Annotated in this window: 17 protein-coding genes and 1 pseudogene; 9 read left to right on the top strand and 9 right to left on the bottom strand. The window is 62.3% G+C overall.

Features of this window, described 5'->3' with window-relative positions:
• The first annotated feature begins 67 nt into the window (after window positions 1-67).
• The 3 genes from trpB (at window position 68) to AC1Z1G_RS00170 (ending at window position 2,673) form a co-directional block, all read left to right on the top strand.
• Entirely contained in the window at window positions 68-1,303 is a 1,236-nt protein-coding gene (gene trpB, locus AC1Z1G_RS00180) for a tryptophan synthase subunit beta (RefSeq protein WP_483623889.1), read from the top strand.
• A complete protein-coding gene (gene trpA, locus AC1Z1G_RS00175; protein WP_483623887.1) occupies window positions 1,303-2,115 on the top strand; it encodes a tryptophan synthase subunit alpha in 813 nt (270 codons plus the stop codon). The genes trpB and trpA overlap by 1 nt, the downstream gene beginning before the upstream one ends.
• A gap of 123 nt (window positions 2,116-2,238) precedes the next feature.
• Window positions 2,239-2,673, top strand: coding sequence for an anti-virulence regulator CigR family protein (locus AC1Z1G_RS00170; protein WP_483623885.1), 435 nt, complete (start codon window positions 2,239-2,241; stop codon window positions 2,671-2,673).
• 177 nt (window positions 2,674-2,850) lie between these two features.
• Here the strand turns inward: AC1Z1G_RS00170 and AC1Z1G_RS00165 are convergent, their stop codons facing one another.
• From AC1Z1G_RS00165 to hemF, 3 genes are all read right to left on the bottom strand, one after another.
• Entirely contained in the window at window positions 2,851-3,177 is a 327-nt protein-coding gene (locus AC1Z1G_RS00165; RefSeq protein WP_483623883.1) for a DOPA 4,5-dioxygenase family protein, read from the bottom strand.
• 326 nt (window positions 3,178-3,503) lie between these two features.
• Complete coding sequence (gene aroE, locus AC1Z1G_RS00160) at window positions 3,504-4,325, bottom strand: shikimate dehydrogenase (protein ID WP_483623881.1); 822 nt, start codon at window positions 4,323-4,325, stop codon at window positions 3,504-3,506.
• 68 nt (window positions 4,326-4,393) lie between these two features.
• Window positions 4,394-5,308, bottom strand: coding sequence for an oxygen-dependent coproporphyrinogen oxidase (gene hemF / locus AC1Z1G_RS00155; protein ID WP_483623879.1), 915 nt, complete (start codon window positions 5,306-5,308; stop codon window positions 4,394-4,396).
• Window positions 5,309-5,465: 157 nt separating this feature from the next.
• Between hemF and AC1Z1G_RS00150 the strand changes: the two are divergent.
• Window positions 5,466-6,443: pseudogene (locus AC1Z1G_RS00150) on the top strand (NADPH:quinone reductase).
• Between the two features lie 115 nt (window positions 6,444-6,558).
• On the opposite strand, the gene tsaC reads toward AC1Z1G_RS00150, so the two are convergent.
• The 3 genes from tsaC to AC1Z1G_RS00135 all read right to left on the bottom strand — a co-directional run bounded on the left by tsaC (window position 6,559) and on the right by AC1Z1G_RS00135 (window position 9,394).
• A complete protein-coding gene (gene tsaC / locus AC1Z1G_RS00145) occupies window positions 6,559-7,116 on the bottom strand; it encodes an L-threonylcarbamoyladenylate synthase type 1 TsaC (RefSeq protein ID WP_483623877.1) in 558 nt (185 codons plus the stop codon).
• A gap of 70 nt (window positions 7,117-7,186) precedes the next feature.
• Complete coding sequence (dprA, locus tag AC1Z1G_RS00140; protein ID WP_483623875.1) at window positions 7,187-8,287, bottom strand: DNA-processing protein DprA; 1,101 nt, start codon at window positions 8,285-8,287, stop codon at window positions 7,187-7,189.
• 81 nt (window positions 8,288-8,368) lie between these two features.
• The gene (locus AC1Z1G_RS00135) at window positions 8,369-9,394 is read right to left on the bottom strand and encodes a LysM peptidoglycan-binding domain-containing protein (protein WP_483623873.1); all 1,026 of its coding nucleotides are present in this window, start codon (window positions 9,392-9,394) and stop codon (window positions 8,369-8,371) included.
• A 170-nt stretch (window positions 9,395-9,564) separates the two neighbouring features.
• On the opposite strand from AC1Z1G_RS00135, the gene def reads away from it, so the two are divergent.
• The 5 genes from def (at window position 9,565) to AC1Z1G_RS00110 (ending at window position 14,297) form a co-directional block, all read left to right on the top strand.
• Window positions 9,565-10,071, top strand: coding sequence for a peptide deformylase (gene def / locus AC1Z1G_RS00130; protein WP_347902959.1), 507 nt, complete (start codon window positions 9,565-9,567; stop codon window positions 10,069-10,071).
• 70 nt (window positions 10,072-10,141) lie between these two features.
• Complete coding sequence (gene fmt / locus AC1Z1G_RS00125; protein ID WP_483623871.1) at window positions 10,142-11,101, top strand: methionyl-tRNA formyltransferase; 960 nt, start codon at window positions 10,142-10,144, stop codon at window positions 11,099-11,101.
• A complete protein-coding gene (rsmB, locus tag AC1Z1G_RS00120; RefSeq protein WP_483623869.1) occupies window positions 11,098-12,408 on the top strand; it encodes a 16S rRNA (cytosine(967)-C(5))-methyltransferase RsmB in 1,311 nt (436 codons plus the stop codon). The genes fmt and rsmB overlap by 4 nt, the downstream gene beginning before the upstream one ends.
• A 22-nt stretch (window positions 12,409-12,430) precedes the next feature.
• Complete coding sequence (gene trkA / locus AC1Z1G_RS00115; RefSeq protein WP_483623867.1) at window positions 12,431-13,804, top strand: Trk system potassium transporter TrkA; 1,374 nt, start codon at window positions 12,431-12,433, stop codon at window positions 13,802-13,804.
• A 178-nt stretch (window positions 13,805-13,982) separates the two neighbouring features.
• On the top strand, window positions 13,983-14,297 hold the full coding sequence (locus AC1Z1G_RS00110; RefSeq protein ID WP_483623865.1) for a tetratricopeptide repeat protein: 315 nt from the start codon (window positions 13,983-13,985) through the stop codon (window positions 14,295-14,297).
• 16 nt (window positions 14,298-14,313) lie between these two features.
• Here the strand turns inward: AC1Z1G_RS00110 and AC1Z1G_RS00105 are convergent, their stop codons facing one another.
• From AC1Z1G_RS00105 to tag, 3 genes are all read right to left on the bottom strand, one after another.
• Window positions 14,314-14,553 carry a PilZ domain-containing protein gene (locus AC1Z1G_RS00105; protein ID WP_347902953.1) on the bottom strand — a complete coding sequence of 80 codons (240 nt, stop codon included), beginning with the start codon at window positions 14,551-14,553 and terminating at the stop codon, window positions 14,314-14,316.
• 83 nt (window positions 14,554-14,636) lie between these two features.
• Window positions 14,637-15,524, bottom strand: coding sequence for a lysophospholipid acyltransferase (locus AC1Z1G_RS00100; protein WP_347902952.1), 888 nt, complete (start codon window positions 15,522-15,524; stop codon window positions 14,637-14,639).
• A gap of 56 nt (window positions 15,525-15,580) precedes the next feature.
• Complete coding sequence (gene tag / locus AC1Z1G_RS00095) at window positions 15,581-16,138, bottom strand: DNA-3-methyladenine glycosylase I (RefSeq protein ID WP_483623862.1); 558 nt, start codon at window positions 16,136-16,138, stop codon at window positions 15,581-15,583.
• Window positions 16,139-16,219 lie beyond the last annotated feature (81 nt).

The following is a 16,219-nucleotide window of genomic DNA, read 5'->3' as shown; positions in this document are numbered from 1 at the left end:
TTCAGCCCGAGACGTCAGGGGTAGAGTGAACGCCATTGTCACTTCACGCATTCACCTGGAGCGCCCCATGACCCAGACTAATCTGCGCAACGGCCCTGATGCCAACGGCCTGTTTGGCGCGTTCGGCGGCCGCTACGTCGCTGAAACCCTGATGCCGTTGATCCTCGACCTGGCCCGCGAATATGAACTGGCGAAGGAAGATCCGGCCTTCAAAGAAGAACTGGCCTACTTCCAGCGCGATTACGTCGGACGCCCAAGCCCGCTGTACTTCGCCGAACGCCTGACCGAATTCTGCGGCGGCGCCAAGATCTACCTCAAGCGTGAAGAGCTGAACCACACCGGCGCGCACAAGATCAACAACTGCATCGGCCAGATCCTGCTGGCGCGGCGCATGGGCAAAAAACGCATCATCGCCGAGACCGGCGCCGGCATGCACGGCGTGGCGACCGCCACCGTGGCCGCGCGTTTTGGTCTGGACTGCGTGATCTACATGGGCACCACCGACATCGAGCGCCAACAGGCCAACGTGTTCCGCATGAAACTGCTGGGCGCCGAAGTGATTCCGGTGGTGGCCGGCACCGGCACCCTGAAAGACGCGATGAACGAAGCCCTGCGTGACTGGGTGACCAACGTCGACAGTACTTTCTACCTGATCGGCACCGTGGCCGGCCCGCACCCGTACCCGGCGATGGTCCGTGATTTCCAGGCCGTCATCGGCAAGGAAACCCGCGAACAGCTGCAAGCCCAGGAAGGCCGCCTGCCGGACAGCCTGGTGGCGTGCATCGGCGGCGGTTCCAACGCCATGGGCCTGTTCCACCCGTTCCTCGATGATAAAAGCGTCGAGATCATCGGCGTCGAGGCGGCCGGCTACGGCATCGAAACCGGCAAGCACGCGGCCAGCTTGAATGGCGGCGTACCGGGCGTACTGCACGGCAACCGTACCTTCCTGTTGCAGGACGACGACGGCCAGATCATCGACGCCCACTCGATCTCCGCCGGCCTCGACTACCCGGGCATCGGCCCGGAACACGCCTGGTTGCATGACATCGGCCGCGTCCAGTACACCTCGGTGACCGACGATGAAGCCCTCGACGCCTTCCACAAATGCTGCCGCCTGGAAGGGATTATTCCTGCCCTGGAAAGCGCCCATGCCCTGGCCGAAGTGTTCAAACGCGCACCGACCCTGCCCAAGGATCATCTGATGGTGGTCAACCTGTCCGGTCGTGGCGACAAAGACATGCAGACCGTGATGCACCACATGGAACACTCCCAACAAGAGCAATCCAAGCAGGAGAAACACTGATGAGCCGCCTGCAAACCCGCTTCGCTGAACTCAAGGAACAGAACCGCGCCGCCCTGGTGACCTTCGTCACCGCTGGCGACCCGAGCTACGACACTTCGCTGGCGATCCTCAAGGGCCTGCCAGCGGCCGGCGCCGATGTGATCGAGTTGGGCATGCCCTTTACCGATCCGATGGCCGACGGCCCGGCGATCCAGCTTGCCAACATCCGGGCCCTGGGAGCCAAACAGAACCTGGCGAAAACCCTGCAAATGGTTCGCGAGTTCCGCAAAGACAACACCGACACGCCGCTGGTGCTGATGGGTTACTTCAATCCGATCCATCACTACGGCGTACCGCGCTTCATCGCGGACGCGAAAGAAGCCGGGGTCGATGGCCTGATCGTCGTCGACATGCCGCCCGAACATAACGCCGAGCTGTGCGACCCGGCGCAAGCGGCCGGCATCGACTTCATCCGCCTGACCACCCCGACCACCGACGACGTGCGCCTGCCGACCGTGCTCAACGGCAGTTCCGGCTTCGTGTACTACGTGTCGGTGGCCGGCGTGACTGGCGCGGGCGCAGCGACGCTGGAGCATGTCGAAGAAGCCGTTGCCCGCCTGCGCCGCCACACCGACCTGCCGATCAGCATTGGTTTCGGCATTCGCACACCGGAGCAAGCGGCGGCCATCGCCCGCTTGGCTGATGGTGTGGTGGTGGGGTCTGCGCTGATCGACCACATCGCCAACGCAACCACACCGGACCAAGCCATTGATGGCGTACTGAGCCTGTGCCTGGCGCTGTCCGAAGGTGTGCGTAAGGCCCGCGTCAGCTGAAGGTAAAGTTCCTGATACAGAGGAATTAGCGCCCACCGCGACAGACTAAATAGCAAGACCCAGGGGTTTGGAACCGAGTTCCAGGCCCCTTTTTTTGCTGTGGATGCGGTGAGGAAACCCTGAATGAAAATGCCCAAACGCCTGATCGCCAGCCTGGGTGTGTTGATGCTCTGCGCCGCCCCCCTGGTGCCTGTGTACGCGCAAGAACAATGGAACGGTCACGACCACGGCGGCCCGCAGTATGACCACCATGGCGACGATCATCGCGGCCCCGGCCCGCACTACCGCGAGCCGCCGAGGGACTTCGGTCCGGTGCGCGAAGTTATCCGCGTCAACCACGGGTATTTCGTACGCGGCGCGCCACCGCCGCCGGGTATTCGTTGGGTCAGAGGCCAGCCCTTGCCGCGCGGCTACTACGGCGAACGCCTGGACAATCGCGCCCTCTCACGCTTGCCGTACTACCCAGGTTACGAATGGCGACGCATGGGTGGCGACATCGTGTTGATCGCCGTGGGCAGCGGAGTGGTTTATGAAGTGCTGGAGGGGGTTTTGTACTAAGTAGCGCGCTACACCGTACCCGTGGCGGGGGCGCTTGCTCCCGCTCGGCTGCACAGCAGTCGAAAATCCAGCGACCGTGTTTGACCTGATGTAACGGGGTCGCTGATTTTGGGGCCGCTTGGCGACCCAGCGGGAGCAAGCTCCCTCGCCACAGGTTGCACTGTGCTCAACAAATGCTCAAAAAATCGACAGATCCAACGGCCGGATCGCACCCATCCAGATCGCATGGTCAGTGTGATCGGCCAAATCATTGCCGGTATCCGGGTGCAAAAACACCACCAGGCCTTTGCGATTGAGCGCCAGCCACGGCAGCACCACACCGATGTACTCTGGCTCGAAAGCCAGCTGGCAACTCCAGTCCGGGTGCGGGCCGACCGGCCGTTCGTGGACCCGGCCCATCTTCAGCGGGAACAACTGCGCCGCCTGCTCACACAGGGCTCGTGCTTGATCGATGGTGCTTGCGTCAAAGTAAACGTGGGCGTGGTAGCCCTTGATCCGTTGCATACAGTTCTCGCGTCTCGGGATTCACTCCCCACACCCGCAACGCTACACCGCAATAGACGGCAGGGCCAAGCCTGTCAGCGACCCGGCGCGATGACGTTTGCGCTGGGGCATGGCGTGGAAGAGTCGAGAAAACTCGAAGGGCCGGAGAAGACTGATCCGATTTGAAGACTGATCAACGCAAATGCCGCGTCGAGCATACCCCCTGTGGCGAGGGAGCTTGCTCCCGCTCGGGTGCGAAGCGCCCACGTTCTTGCCGATGCATCGCATTGGCAGGTTTTAGGGCCGCTTCGCAGCCCAGCGGGAGCAAGCTCCCTCGCCACAAAAGCCTAGAGCGCCAGCTGGCGACGGAGTTCGGCCAGTACCGGCGCCGTATCCGGGCGCACACCACGCCACAGGAAGAACGCTTCGGCCGCCTGTTCGGCCAGCATCCCCAGACCGTCCATGGACACCGCCGCACCGTGCTCACTGGCCCAGCGGCAGAACGAGGTCGGCTCCTTGCCATACATCATGTCGTAGCAAACGGTCTGACCCGGTTCGATCAGGCTGCTGGCAATCGGCGGTACATCGCCTGACAGACTGGCCGACGTGGCGTTGATGATGAGGTCCACCGGCTCACGCAACCAATCGAAACCGCTGGCGGACACTGGGCCGAGGTCGGCGAACAGTTCGGCCAGCAATTCGGCCTTTTCCACCGTGCGATTGGCAATGATCACCGACGCCGGCTGCTCGGCCAGCAACGGCTCCAGCGCGCCGCGCACCGCACCGCCCGCGCCCAGCAGCAGAATGCGTTTACCGCGCAGGCTGAACCCGGCATTCACCGTCAGGTCCCGTACCAACCCGGCACCGTCGGTGTTATCGCCCAGCAAACTGCCATCCGCCAGTTTGCTCAAGGTGTTGACCGCACCGGCCCGCTGCGCCCGTTCTGTCAGGCTATTGGCCAGGCGATAGGCCTCTTCCTTGAACGGCACGGTGACGTTAGCGCCACGGCCTTCACGGAAAAACGCCGTGGCACACCCGGAAAAATCATCCAGCGGCGCCAGCAAGGTGCTGTAGTCCAACTGCTGGGCGGTCTGCTCGGCAAACAGGCGATGGATCATCGGCGATTTACTGTGGCCAATCGGGTTACCGAATACGACATAACGGTCCATCAAGCAGCATCCTCAGTGAGCAGCAGGCAAGGGCCGGGAGTTATCCACAGCCCGGAGCGGACATGGCGTCAGGCGGTGGCCAGCCAGTCGCGGTCTTGCAGGAAGTACTCGGTCAGGCGCGCTTCTTCGCTGCCCGGCGCAGCCTTCCAGTCGTAGCCCCAGCGAACCTGCGGCGGCAGCGACATGAGGATCGATTCGGTACGCCCGCCCGATTGCAGGCCGAACAGCGTGCCGCGGTCGTAAACCAGGTTGAACTCGACGTAACGCCCACGGCGGAATTCCTGGAACTCGCGCTGTTTCGCGGTGAAGGCTTGTGCTTTGCGCCGTTGCACGATCGGCAGGTACGCCTCGATGTAAGCGTCGCCGATGGCGCGCATGAAGGCGAAACTGGTGTCGAAGTCCCACTCGTTCAAGTCATCGAAGAACAGGCCGCCGATGCCCCGGGGCTCGTTGCGGTGCTTGATGTGGAAATAGCTGTCGCACCAATCCTTGTAGCGGCTATAGACGTCCGGGCCGAACGGCGCGCAAGCCGCAGCAGCCACGCGGTGCCAGTGCACGCAGTCTTCTTCATTGCCGTAGTAAGGGGTCAGGTCGAAGCCGCCGCCGAACCACCAGACCGGTTCTTCACCTTCTTTTTCGGCGATGAAAAAGCGCACGTTGGCGTGGGACGTCGGCACATGGGGGTTATGCGGATGGATCACCAGCGACACGCCGAGGGCTTCGAAGCCGCGCCCGGCCAGTTCCGGCCGATGGGCGCTGGCGGACGGTGGGAGACCACTGCCAAAGACGTGGGAAAAGTTGACGCCACCCTTCTCGATCACCGCGCCGTTCTCAATCACTCGCGTGCGACCGCCGCCACCGGCAGGCCGGGTCCAGGCATCTTCGACGAAGCGCGTGCCGCCGTCTTCAGCTTCCAGCGCAGCACAAATACGGTCTTGCAGGTCGAGCAGGTAGGCTTTTACGGCCTCGGTGCGGGTAGTCATGGCATCACCTTGAATCGGGCAAAGCTACGCGGCGCTCAAATCGGCCGGCGGCAAACGGGCGCACAGGATAACACTGCACCTTGCGCCGCCACAGTTGACGAAGATCAAGCTTAGGAGTCCGATAGGGTCCTTCGAAAAACACCTGAGGAGAATGCAGATGGCCAAACGTATCCAGTTCAGCGCCCACGGCGGCCCCGAAGTGCTTGAGTAGGTAGACTTCCAGCCAGCCGAGCCGGGGCCGCAACAGGTCCGCGTGAGCAACAAGGCCATCGGTCTGAACTTCATCGACACCTATTTCCGCAGTGGCCTCTACGCACCGCCAGCCCTGCCATCGGGCCTGGGCGCAGAGGGTGCAGGCGTGGTCGAGGCCGTCGGCAGCGGCGTGACCCGTTTCAAGGTCGGCGATCGCGTGGCCTATTGCAGCGGCCCGCTGGGTGCCTACAGCGAGTTGCATGTACTGCCCGAAGCCAATCTGGTGCATCTGCCGGACGCCATCAGTTTCGAACAGGCTGCCGGTGTCATGCTCAAGGGCCTGACCGTGCAATATTTGTTGCGTCAGACCTATGAACTCAAGGGTGGCGAAACCATTCTGTTCCACGCCGCGGCTGGCGGCGTCGGCTCGCTGGCCTGCCAATGGGCGAAAGCCTTGGGCGTGAAACTGATCGGCACCGTCAGTTCAAAGGAGAAAGCCGCGCTGGCCAAGGCCAACGGCGCCTGGGCCACCATCGACTACAGCCATGAAAACGTCGCACAACGCGTGCTGGAACTGACTGACGGTAAAAAAGTCCCGGTGGTGTACGACGGCGTCGGCAAGGACACATGGCTGACGTCCCTGGACAGCGTTGCACCTCGCGGTCTGGTGGTGAGCTTCGGCAATGCGTCCGGGGCGGTGGAGGGCGTGAACCTGGGGATTCTGTCGGCCAAAGGCTCGCTGTACGTGACCCGGCCGACACTGGCGACCTACGCCAACAACGCCGAAAACCTGCAACGCATGGCGAATGAATTGTTCGAGATGATCATCAGCGGCAAGCTGAAGGTGGACATCAGCCAGCGTTATCCACTGGCCGAAGCGGCGAAGGCGCAGACCGAGTTGTCGGCGCGGCGTACGACCGGGTCGGTCGTTCTGTTGCCCTGAGATTTTCGCTGACTGTTAAGGCCCCTTCGCGAGCAAGCCCGCTCCCACACTAGACTTGTGTACGACACAGATCAATGTGGGAGCGGGCTTGCTCGCGAAGGGCCTCACCTCGGTCTTAGGCCGGGCGCACGACCTGGCCGGTTGCCAGGTCGCGGATCAGGCTCGGGTTCTTGCGCCCGCCCAGGCTTCCGCCCAACACCATGTCGACCTGCCCACGGAAATACTGCTCGACGCGAATCCGCGTACGCGCCGCCGGGCGGCCTTGCGGGTTGGCCGAGGTCGAGACCAGCGGCCCGACCAACGCGCACAAATCCCGCACTAGCGGATGATCGCTGACCCGCAGCGCCACGGTCTCGTGCACCCCGGTGATCCATTGCGGCAGCATGTTCTGATGGGGCACCAGCCAGGTATTCGGCCCCGGCCAGGTACTGGCCATGCGATCCATCCACAGTTCAGGGAAATCTTCGAACAGGAAATCGAACTGGCGAATGTTGTCGGCGATCAGGATCAGGCCCTTGTCCACCGAACGACCCTTGATTGCCAGCAAGCGGTACACCGCCTCTTCATCCCATGGGTCGCAACCCAGGCCCCAGACAGCTTCGGTTGGATAGGCAATCACCGCCCCTGCGCGAATTTCTCGTGCGGCTTGCTGCACACGCCAACTGTTGACCATGAAAAACTCTCCGGAATTAAGCTGTGCGCAGTTTACCGATCTTCCCTTCAAAACCCAGCGCCTGAAAGCCTTAGCTTAGGCGCGCAAACCAGCGTCCGCCTTCACACGCCGCACGACCCTCCATCTCAAGCTCCGTCAATGCCGCCAGAACCTTGGGCAGCGCCCAGCCTGCGGCATTCGCCAGGGCTTCACTGGTATGCGGCGCGGCAAACAGCAAACACAGCAACGGATGATCGATAGGCGCCGCCGCTGTGGATAACGGCAGATTCTGCCAGCCGCGCAGGCCTTCAAGGATGTGTTCGATGGTTTCCACCAACACCGCGCCATCGCGGATCAACTGATGACAGCCACGAGCACCGGGGTGATGGATGGAGCCGGGAATCGCGTACACCTCGCGGCCCTGTTCTGCCGCCAGGCGCGCGGTAATCAGCGAACCGCTGGCCGTACTGGCCTCGACCACCAGCACCCCCAGGGACAAACCGCTGATGATCCGGTTACGACGCGGAAAGTTGCTGGCCTGGGGACCGGCGTCCAGCGGAAACTCGGAAACCACCGCGCCGCCCTGGGCAATCATCGCCTCGGCAAGCGCTCGGTTGCGCTGTGGATAAAATTTTTCAAGGCCCGTGCCAAGCACCCCGACCGTCAGCCCGCCGACGTCCAGTGCCGCCTGATGCGCGGCGGCATCGATGCCCAGCGCCAGGCCGCTGGTGATGACAAAACCGGCCCCCGCCAGGCTGCGGGAAAACGCGGTGGCGGTGTCCATCCCTGGCCGTGAGGCGCGGCGGCTACCGACCATCGCCAGTTGCGGTTTTTCGAGGATGGTCGGATCGCCCGCCACGAACAACAACGGCGGAGCATCAGCGGTTTCGGCCAGCAGTGCCGGGTAACCTGGCTGGTCAACCATCAGCAAATGCTGGCCGGGACGCTCTAGCCAGGCCAATGCATGATAGGCGCCATCACGAATCTCGGGGCTACGCCGAGCCTCTGCACACGCCGCCGGCAACCCCAACGCACGCCAGGCACTGGCCGGGGCGCTGATGGCTTTTGAGGCCGAACCAAAGGCTTCAAGCAACGTGTGAAAGCGTCGCGGACCCAACTCCGGCAGACGATGCAGGCGCAAACGCGCCTCCAGTTCCGCCGGCGAAACCGGCGGGGGTGCAGACAGCGACATAAGATCATCCTTGATCGTTATTGGTCCTGCTGTAATCAGGAACAAGCTGTGGATAAGTCTGTTGGTAACTTGTTGAGTGTTTTACGGGTTGCGCACCTTGTCCATCACCGCCAGGGAGCGTGAAGCGTTGAGGATCAGGCCGTAACTGAGCTTGTCGTAGGTGCGAAAGACCATCAGCAACCCGGCGCGCTCGTCAGGGACCTTCACTTGATCGCCGGTCACCCGGTCGCGCACGGTTTCACCGGTTTTCATCACCGCGAGCACATTACCCTCAGCCAACCCGTCGCGGCGGCCCTTGTTCAGGGTGACCACGTCGAGCACGCCGATCTGCGTCACACCGCGCGGCACGTCGATAATCAGGCCATTGATGTCGGTGTGGGGCGCGCTGGGCATGAAGGTTGAGTTGATGGCCCGTTCTTCGCCGCTGAACAACCGGTCACCTAGGCGAACCTCCTGAGTGGTGCGTTGCAGGGCCAATGTGGCCACATCGCCTTCGGTGGCGACGATTTCGCCGCCGCCGATGTCATCGGCGTTGATCCCCAGGAACTCCTTGCTCTGCGGATCGCTGTAGACCTTGCCCTGACGGAAGATGCCGTACACCGACTGCGTCGGGTCGAACTTGCCCCGGGCATAGATGCGGTCACCGGCACCGCTGAGCACCCGTTCGGCATCGCCGGCGACGATGTAGGGCGCCTTGTCGAAGTCCTCGACCTTGTTGACGATGCGGTTGCTCAGCAGAAAGCTGTTGATGGCTTGCAGCGGAATGCTCGGGATGGCGTCGGCCACCGGCGTGCTGCGAATCCGCGGCGAAAGCTTGATAGTGCCCCGGGAAGTGCCCCGATTGAGGGTCAGGCGCGGCTGGCCATTGACGTACACCAGCGACAACGAGTCGCCGGGGTAGATCAGGTTGGGGTTTTCGATCTGCGGGTTGGCGTGCCAAAGCTCTGGCCACTTCCAGGGTTCTCGCAGGTATTTGCCGGAGATGTCCCAAAGTGTGTCGCCCTTGACCACGGTGTAATGCTGAGGGAAACCATCCCGAAGCTGCACTTGCCCGTGCGCAATACCGGCCGAGGCCAGAAGCAGCAAGGCGAGTAGTGATTTCCTCATGCAGTGAATCCCTTTATTATATGCATTCGCGTAAAACGCCAGAGCCCCCGTGGCTCGCTCCTGACTCTTCTCGAAAAGAAGGGAGCTACGTTTTACAACGGTAGCCTGCATCTTCGGACCCGCCAGGCAATCGACCCTGACTTTTCCTAACACGTGCAGCAATTACGCCTATGGCCATTTTAAACATCCTCGAATTTCCCGACCCGCGCCTGCGTACTATCGCCAAACCAGTGGCCGTAGTGGACGACGAAGTGCGGCAGTTGGTCGATGACATGTTTGAAACAATGTATGAAGCCCCGGGTATCGGCCTCGCCGCAACCCAGGTCAACGTGCACAAACGCATCGTGGTGATGGACCTTTCCGAAGACCGCAGCGAACCCCGGGTGTTCATCAACCCCGAATTCGAAGTGCTGACCGACGAAGTGGACCAGTATCAGGAAGGCTGCCTCTCGGTGCCGGGTTTCTATGAAAACGTCGACCGCCCGCAGAAAGTCAAAATCAAAGCGCTGGACCGTGACGGCAAACCTTACGAACTGATCGCCGAAGGCCTGCTGGCCGTGTGCATCCAGCACGAATGCGACCACCTCAACGGCAAGTTGTTCGTCGATTACCTGTCCACGCTCAAACGCGACCGGATCAAGAAGAAACTGGAAAAGCTCCATCGCCAGAACGCTTGATGCCCTCCTTCAAAGGCTTGCTGCGGCAAGCCTTTTTCTTTTCAAGATGCTTTGTAACAGAGAGCCCTTCATGACTGAGCCATTGCGCATCGTTTTTGCCGGCACCCCCGAATTTGCCGCCGAACACCTCAAGGCCCTGCTCGACAGCCCTTACGAGATCGTTGCGGTCTACACCCAGCCGGATCGCCCGGCGGGTCGAGGACAAAAACTGATGCCAAGCCCGGTCAAACAGCTGGCGCTGGAACACAACATCCCGGTGCTGCAACCGCCCACCCTGCGCAACGAAGATGCCCAGGCCGAACTGGCCGCGCTCAAGCCGGACTTGATGGTGGTCGTGGCCTATGGCCTGATCCTGCCACAAGTTGTGCTGGATATTCCGCGCCTGGGCTGCATCAACAGTCACGCCTCGTTGTTGCCACGCTGGCGCGGTGCCGCGCCGATCCAGCGCGCCGTTGAAGCGGGTGACGCGCAAAGCGGCGTGACCGTGATGCGCATGGAAGCCGGCCTCGATACCGGGCCGATGCTGCTCAAGGTCACCACACCGATCAGCGGCGATGACACCGGCGGCAGCCTGCATGACCGCCTCGCCGAGATGGGCCCGCCAGCCGTGGTGCAGGCGATTGCCGGCCTCGCGGCAGGCACCCTGGAAGGTGAAGTGCAGGACGACAGCCTCGCCACCTACGCGCACAAATTGAACAAGGACGAAGCGCGCATCGACTGGACCCGTCCGGCGGTCGAGCTGGAACGTCTGGTTCGCGCCTTCAACCCGTGGCCGATCTGCCACAGCACCCTCAACGGCGAAGCGCTGAAAGTGCTCGCGGCCAGCCTCACCGAAGGCAAAGGCGCACCGGGCGAAGTCCTCGGCGCCAGCAAGGACGGCTTGATCGTCGCCTGCGGTGAACACGCCTTGTGCCTGACCCGTCTGCAATTGCCCGGAGGCAAGGCGCTGAACTTCAGCGATTTGTTCAACAGCCGTCGTGAGAAATTTGCCGTTGGCACTGTCTTGGGCCTTGCGGTGGACGCCCAATGAACCCGCGTCTGGCCGCCGCCAAGGCCTTGGCCGCCGTACTCAACGGCAAGGCTTCGCTGAACAGTTCGTTACCGACGCAACTGGACAAGGTCGAAGACCGTGATCGCGGTTTTACCCAGGACCTGGCCTTTGGCACGGCGCGCTGGCAGCCACGCTTGTCAGCGCTGGCGGCCAAGCTGCTGCAAAAACCCTTCAAGGCAGCCGACGCCGATGTCGAAGCACTGTTGCTGGTCGGCCTCTATCAACTCCTTTACACCCGTGTTCCGGCCCACGCCGCCATCGGTGAAACCGTGGGTTGCGCCGAAAAGCTGAAAAAGCCTTGGGCCAAAGCCCTGCTGAACGCCGTGCTGCGCCGCGCCCAACGTGAAAGCGAAGCGCTGCTGGCCGAGCTTGAGCACGACCCGGTGGTGCGCACCGCTCACCCGCGCTGGCTGCAAAAGTCCCTGAAAGCCTTCTGGCCCGATCAGTGGGAGGCGATCTGCGCAGCAAACAACGCGCACCCGCCGATGATTTTGCGGGTCAACCGTCGTCATCACAGCCGTGACGCCTACCTCGCGTTGCTGAGTGAAGCCGGCGTACCGGCCCAGCCGTGCACGTTCAGCCAGGACGGCATCGTCCTCGACACGCCGGGCGATGTGCGCGGCCTGCCGGGCTTTGCCGAAGGCTGGATCAGCGTGCAGGACGAAGCGGCGCAACTGGCCGCCGACTTGCTGGACCTGGCGCCGGGCCAACGGGTGCTCGATGCCTGCTGCGCACCGGGCGGCAAGACCTGCCATATCCTCGAAACCGAGCCAAAATTGGCTGGCGTGGTGGCCGTGGACCTGGAAGCCAAGCGCCTGGTGCGTGTGCGCGAAAACCTTGAGCGGCTGGGCCTGAGCGCCGAGCTGATCGCCGCCGATGGCCGCGACACTCAAGCGTGGTGGGATGGCAAACCGTTCCAGCGCATCCTGCTCGATGCGCCGTGCTCGGCGACCGGGGTGATCCGCCGTCACCCGGACATCAAACTGACCCGCCAGCCGGATGACATTGCCGCGCTCGCGGTGCTTCAGGGCGAATTGCTCGACGCGATGTGGCCGACCCTCGACGTCGGCGGCATCCTGCTGTACGCCACCTGCTCGACCTTGCCGACCGAAAACACCGAAGTCATTGAAGCCTTCCTGTCCCGCACGCCGGGCGCCCGCGAGTTGGACATTGCCAGCCAGGCCGGCATCAAGCAGCCTCACGGTCGCCAGTTGCTCGCGCAAGAGGGCGGTCACGACGGGTTCTACTACGCCAAGCTGATCAAGATTGCCGCCGCGCGCGGTTAAACGGGTTTAAGGGAGTGACCGGATGAAAATCATCATCCTCGGCGCAGGGCAGGTCGGCGGCACGCTGGCGGAACACTTGGCCAGCGAAGCAAACGACATCACCGTGGTCGACACCGATGGCGAACGCCTGCGTGACCTCGGTGATCGTCTCGATATCCGCACCGTGCAAGGCCGCGGCTCGTTTCCGACCGTGCTGCGCCAAGCCGGGGCCGACGACGCCGACATGCTGGTGGCGGTGACCAACAGTGACGAGACCAACATGGTCGCCTGCCAGGTCGCCCACACCCTGTTCCACACCCCGACCAAAATCGCCCGGGTACGCGAAGCCGCCTACCTGACCCGCGCCGGCCTGTTCGACAACGATGCGATCCCGGTCGACGTGTTGATCAGCCCGGAACAAGTGGTGACCCACTACATCAAGCGCCTGATCGAGCACCCGGGCGCCTTGCAGGTGATCGACTTCGCCGAGGGCAAAGCCCAACTGGTGGCGGTCAAGGCCTACTACGGCGGGCCGTTGGTGGGCCAGCAACTGCGCCAGTTGCGCGAGCACATGCCTAACGTCGAAACCCGCGTAGCGGCGATTTTCCGACGCGACCGGCCGATCCTGCCGCAAGGCGATACGGTGATCGAGGCCGACGACGAAGTGTTTTTCATCGCCGCCAAAGCGAACATCCGGGCGGTGATGAGCGAAATGCGCCGCCTCGACGAGAGCTACAAACGCATCGTGATCGCGGGCGGCGGGCAGATCGGCGAGCGACTGGCCGAAGCCATCGAAAGCCGTTATCAGGTGAAAATCATCGAGATGAACCCGGCGCGCTGCCGCTACCTCTCGGACACCCTCGACAGCACCGTGGTCTTGCAGGGCAGCGCCTCGGACCGCGACTTGCTGCTGGAGGAGAACATCGCCGACGCCGACCTCTTCCTGGCGCTGACCAACGATGACGAAGCCAACATCATGTCCTCGCTGCTGGCCAAACGCCTCGGCGCGAAGAAGGTGATGACCATCATCAACAACCCGGCCTACGTCGACCTGATCCAGGGCGGCGACATCGACATCGCCATCAGCCCGCAACTGGCGACCATCGGCACCTTGCTGGCCCACGTGCGCCGGGGTGATATCGTCAGCGTGCACTCGCTGCGCCGGGGTGCGGCAGAAGCCATTGAGGCGATTGCCCATGGCGATGCGAAATCGAGCAAGGTGATTGGCCGCGCCATCGAGAACATCGGGCTGCCGCCGGGCACGACCATCGGCGCGATCATCCGCGACGAAGAAGTGCTGATCGCCCACGACGACACCGTGATCGAAACCGGCGACCACGTGATTCTGTTCCTTGTGGATAAAAAGCATATCCGCGATGTGGAGAAGCTGTTCCACGTGGGGTTGAGCTTTTTCTGATCCCGAATTTACGGTGCTCGTGCGGGCCTCTTCGCGAGCAAGCCCGCTCCCACACTGGATCTTCGCCATACACAAAATATGTGTTCACTGAAAATCTAATGTGGGAGCGGGCTTGCTCGCGAAGGCAATCTCACTGACACCTATCCCTTCCCGATCCACCTCAACAAGGAATCCACCGATGATCGAATCCCTCGAAAAAATGCTCGCCAAGGGTGTGGATAACTCGCTGCTGCGCTTCGGTCTGGGCAAGGGTTATCTGGATCTGGGCGAAAACGCCAAGGCGGCCGAGCATTTCACGCGCTGCGTGGCGTTCGATCCCAAGTATTCGGCGGCCTGGAAGTTATTGGGCAAGGCCCACCTGGCGCTGGCTGACCATGCCGCCGCCCGTCAGGCCTGGGAGCAAGGCCTGGAAGCGGCCCGCGCCCACGGCGACAAGCAGGCGGAAAAGGAAATGACGGTGTTCCTGAAAAAGCTCGACCGATTGGCCAAGTGATCAAAAAACACTCAGGTCAGAGGTAACGCAGGCCGATACCTTCGGCGTCGACCTGCACCACTTCCATGCGCACACGCGGCGCTATCACCGGCAGGTCCTGCACCTGGCCATAGACCACGGCGCCCTTGGCCAGGGCCGCCAGCGCCGGGTGTTTCACATAGACGCCGCTGGTCGACAGGTTGCGGGTCTGGCCCAGGCACTCGCCGAAGCTCTCGTGCTGGATCTTGATTCGAAATGACTTACGGTGTTCGGACATCTTCTGCGCCCTTGATTGAACGGTTGTGGATAACTTTCATGGGGCTTGCCCGCAAAACTATCCACAGATCATGCCAGTGAGCCTCAGTACCAGCGCGCTTCGCCCGGCGGTCGTTTCTTGAAGCGCTTCATGCTCCACATGTATTGGCTCGGGTACGCCCGCACGTACTTCTCGACAACCTGGCTCATGGCCGCGCAGGAGGTCTCGGTATCCGTGCTGTACATGTCTTCGGGTGCAGCTTCCAGAATCACTTTGTAGCCTGAACCGTCCGGCAGGCGCAGGGCATGAAGGAACACGCCGACTGCTTTGCCACCGGCCAGCATGTTCGGCACGAACTTGCTGGTCAGGGCCTTGGTGGCGAAGAAGGGCACAAAGATCCCGGCGGACTCGGCCGGTTCCGGGTCAGCGGGAATGCCCACTGCACCACCCTTGCGCACTTCCTTGATGACACTGAGGATGCCTTCCTTGGTGGACGCGGCGACGCGATTGCCCAGTTGCACCCGTTGTTTGCGCAGCAATTCATCCACGGCCTTGAGCTTGGGTGGACGATAGAAAATGATCGGTTTGCACTGGTTGCAGTAGAAGTGGTTCAGCACTTCCCAGTTGCCCAGATGGCTGGTGATGCCGACCACGCCTTTGCCGGACGCCAGCGCGTCCTTCAACACCTCAAGGCCTTCGACTTCACGCACCAGGTCGATGGAACGCTGGGCCGGCCAGATCCAGGCGCAGGCGCTTTCGGTCAGCGACTTGCCGATGTCCATCAGGCTCTGGCCTGCCAGACGCTCGCGCTCGGCGGGGTCCATGTCGGGGAAACACTTGGCGAGGTTGATGCGCACGACGTCGCGGGAACGGTTGGGGGTTTTCCACATCACCCAGCCAATCGCCGAACCGACCGCTTGCACTGCCCGCCACGGGAGCAGGGCGAATAACCGCAGAGCGCCGACCAGCAAGGCGCCTTTCAACTTTTCCACAGGTCACTCCTGAGCTTCTTAATCGACATCATGAACCGTGTCGCGAGCCGGCTATTCTAACCACCGTTGGCCAACGTGGCGTAGCGATCACACTCAAGGGTGTGATCCATGACCATGCCCGAAGCCTGCATCAGCGCATAGCAAATGGTCGGGCCGACGAAGGTGAAGCCGGCCTTTTTCAGGCCCTTGCTCATCTCCACGGCGGCAGGCGTCACGGCCGGCACTTCGCTGCGGTCCTTGAAATGATTGACCTGGGGCACGCCACCCACAAACGACCACAGCAGGGCCACCGGGTCTTCCAGCGCCAGCCAGGCCTGGGCGTTGCGCCGGGCGGCATTGAGTTTGAGGCGGTTGCGGATGATCCCCGGATCGAGCATCAACTCGTCGATTTCGGCATCGCTCATCTGCGCCACGCGCTGCACATCGAAGCCGAACAGCACCTCGCGGTAACGCTCGCGTTTCTTCAGGACAGTGATCCATGACAGCCCGGCCTGGAACCCTTCGAGCAAAAGCAACTCGAACAAGCGCTGCGCATCGCGTAGCGGCACGCCCCACTCTTGATCGTGATAAGCCATGTATACGGGATCATCGGAACACCAAAAGCAGCGTGGCATAAGGCTCCAGGGGGCGTGCGAACGAACGAATCGGGTATACTCCCGCTCTTTAAATCGCAGCCCAAGTAACAGGTGAATTTC

This window comes from Pseudomonas sp. JL27(2026), from assembly GCF_056933555.1.
The sequence above is the reverse complement of the archived record's forward strand: the minus strand, read 5'-3'. Positions and strand labels throughout refer to the sequence as shown.

What these genes read in the sequence shown, in the direction of transcription:
- trpB (WP_483623889.1), top strand. Translation starts at nt 68, where the DNA reads ATGACCCAGACTAATCTGCGCAACGGCCCTGATGCCAACGGCCTGTTT.
- trpA (WP_483623887.1), top strand. Translation starts at nt 1,303, where the DNA reads ATGAGCCGCCTGCAAACCCGCTTCGCTGAACTCAAGGAACAGAACCGC.
- AC1Z1G_RS00170 (WP_483623885.1), top strand. Translation starts at nt 2,239, where the DNA reads ATGAAAATGCCCAAACGCCTGATCGCCAGCCTGGGTGTGTTGATGCTC.
- AC1Z1G_RS00165 (WP_483623883.1), bottom strand. Translation starts at nt 3,177, where the DNA reads ATGCAACGGATCAAGGGCTACCACGCCCACGTTTACTTTGACGCAAGC.
- aroE (WP_483623881.1), bottom strand. Translation starts at nt 4,325, where the DNA reads ATGGACCGTTATGTCGTATTCGGTAACCCGATTGGCCACAGTAAATCG.
- hemF (WP_483623879.1), bottom strand. Translation starts at nt 5,308, where the DNA reads ATGACTACCCGCACCGAGGCCGTAAAAGCCTACCTGCTCGACCTGCAA.
- tsaC (WP_483623877.1), bottom strand. Translation starts at nt 7,116, where the DNA reads ATGGTCAACAGTTGGCGTGTGCAGCAAGCCGCACGAGAAATTCGCGCA.
- dprA (WP_483623875.1), bottom strand. Translation starts at nt 8,287, where the DNA reads ATGTCGCTGTCTGCACCCCCGCCGGTTTCGCCGGCGGAACTGGAGGCG.
- AC1Z1G_RS00135 (WP_483623873.1), bottom strand. Translation starts at nt 9,394, where the DNA reads ATGAGGAAATCACTACTCGCCTTGCTGCTTCTGGCCTCGGCCGGTATT.
- def (WP_347902959.1), top strand. Translation starts at nt 9,565, where the DNA reads ATGGCCATTTTAAACATCCTCGAATTTCCCGACCCGCGCCTGCGTACT.
- fmt (WP_483623871.1), top strand. Translation starts at nt 10,142, where the DNA reads ATGACTGAGCCATTGCGCATCGTTTTTGCCGGCACCCCCGAATTTGCC.
- rsmB (WP_483623869.1), top strand. Translation starts at nt 11,098, where the DNA reads ATGAACCCGCGTCTGGCCGCCGCCAAGGCCTTGGCCGCCGTACTCAAC.
- trkA (WP_483623867.1), top strand. Translation starts at nt 12,431, where the DNA reads ATGAAAATCATCATCCTCGGCGCAGGGCAGGTCGGCGGCACGCTGGCG.
- AC1Z1G_RS00110 (WP_483623865.1), top strand. Translation starts at nt 13,983, where the DNA reads ATGATCGAATCCCTCGAAAAAATGCTCGCCAAGGGTGTGGATAACTCG.
- AC1Z1G_RS00105 (WP_347902953.1), bottom strand. Translation starts at nt 14,553, where the DNA reads ATGTCCGAACACCGTAAGTCATTTCGAATCAAGATCCAGCACGAGAGC.
- tag (WP_483623862.1), bottom strand. Translation starts at nt 16,138, where the DNA reads ATGCCACGCTGCTTTTGGTGTTCCGATGATCCCGTATACATGGCTTAT.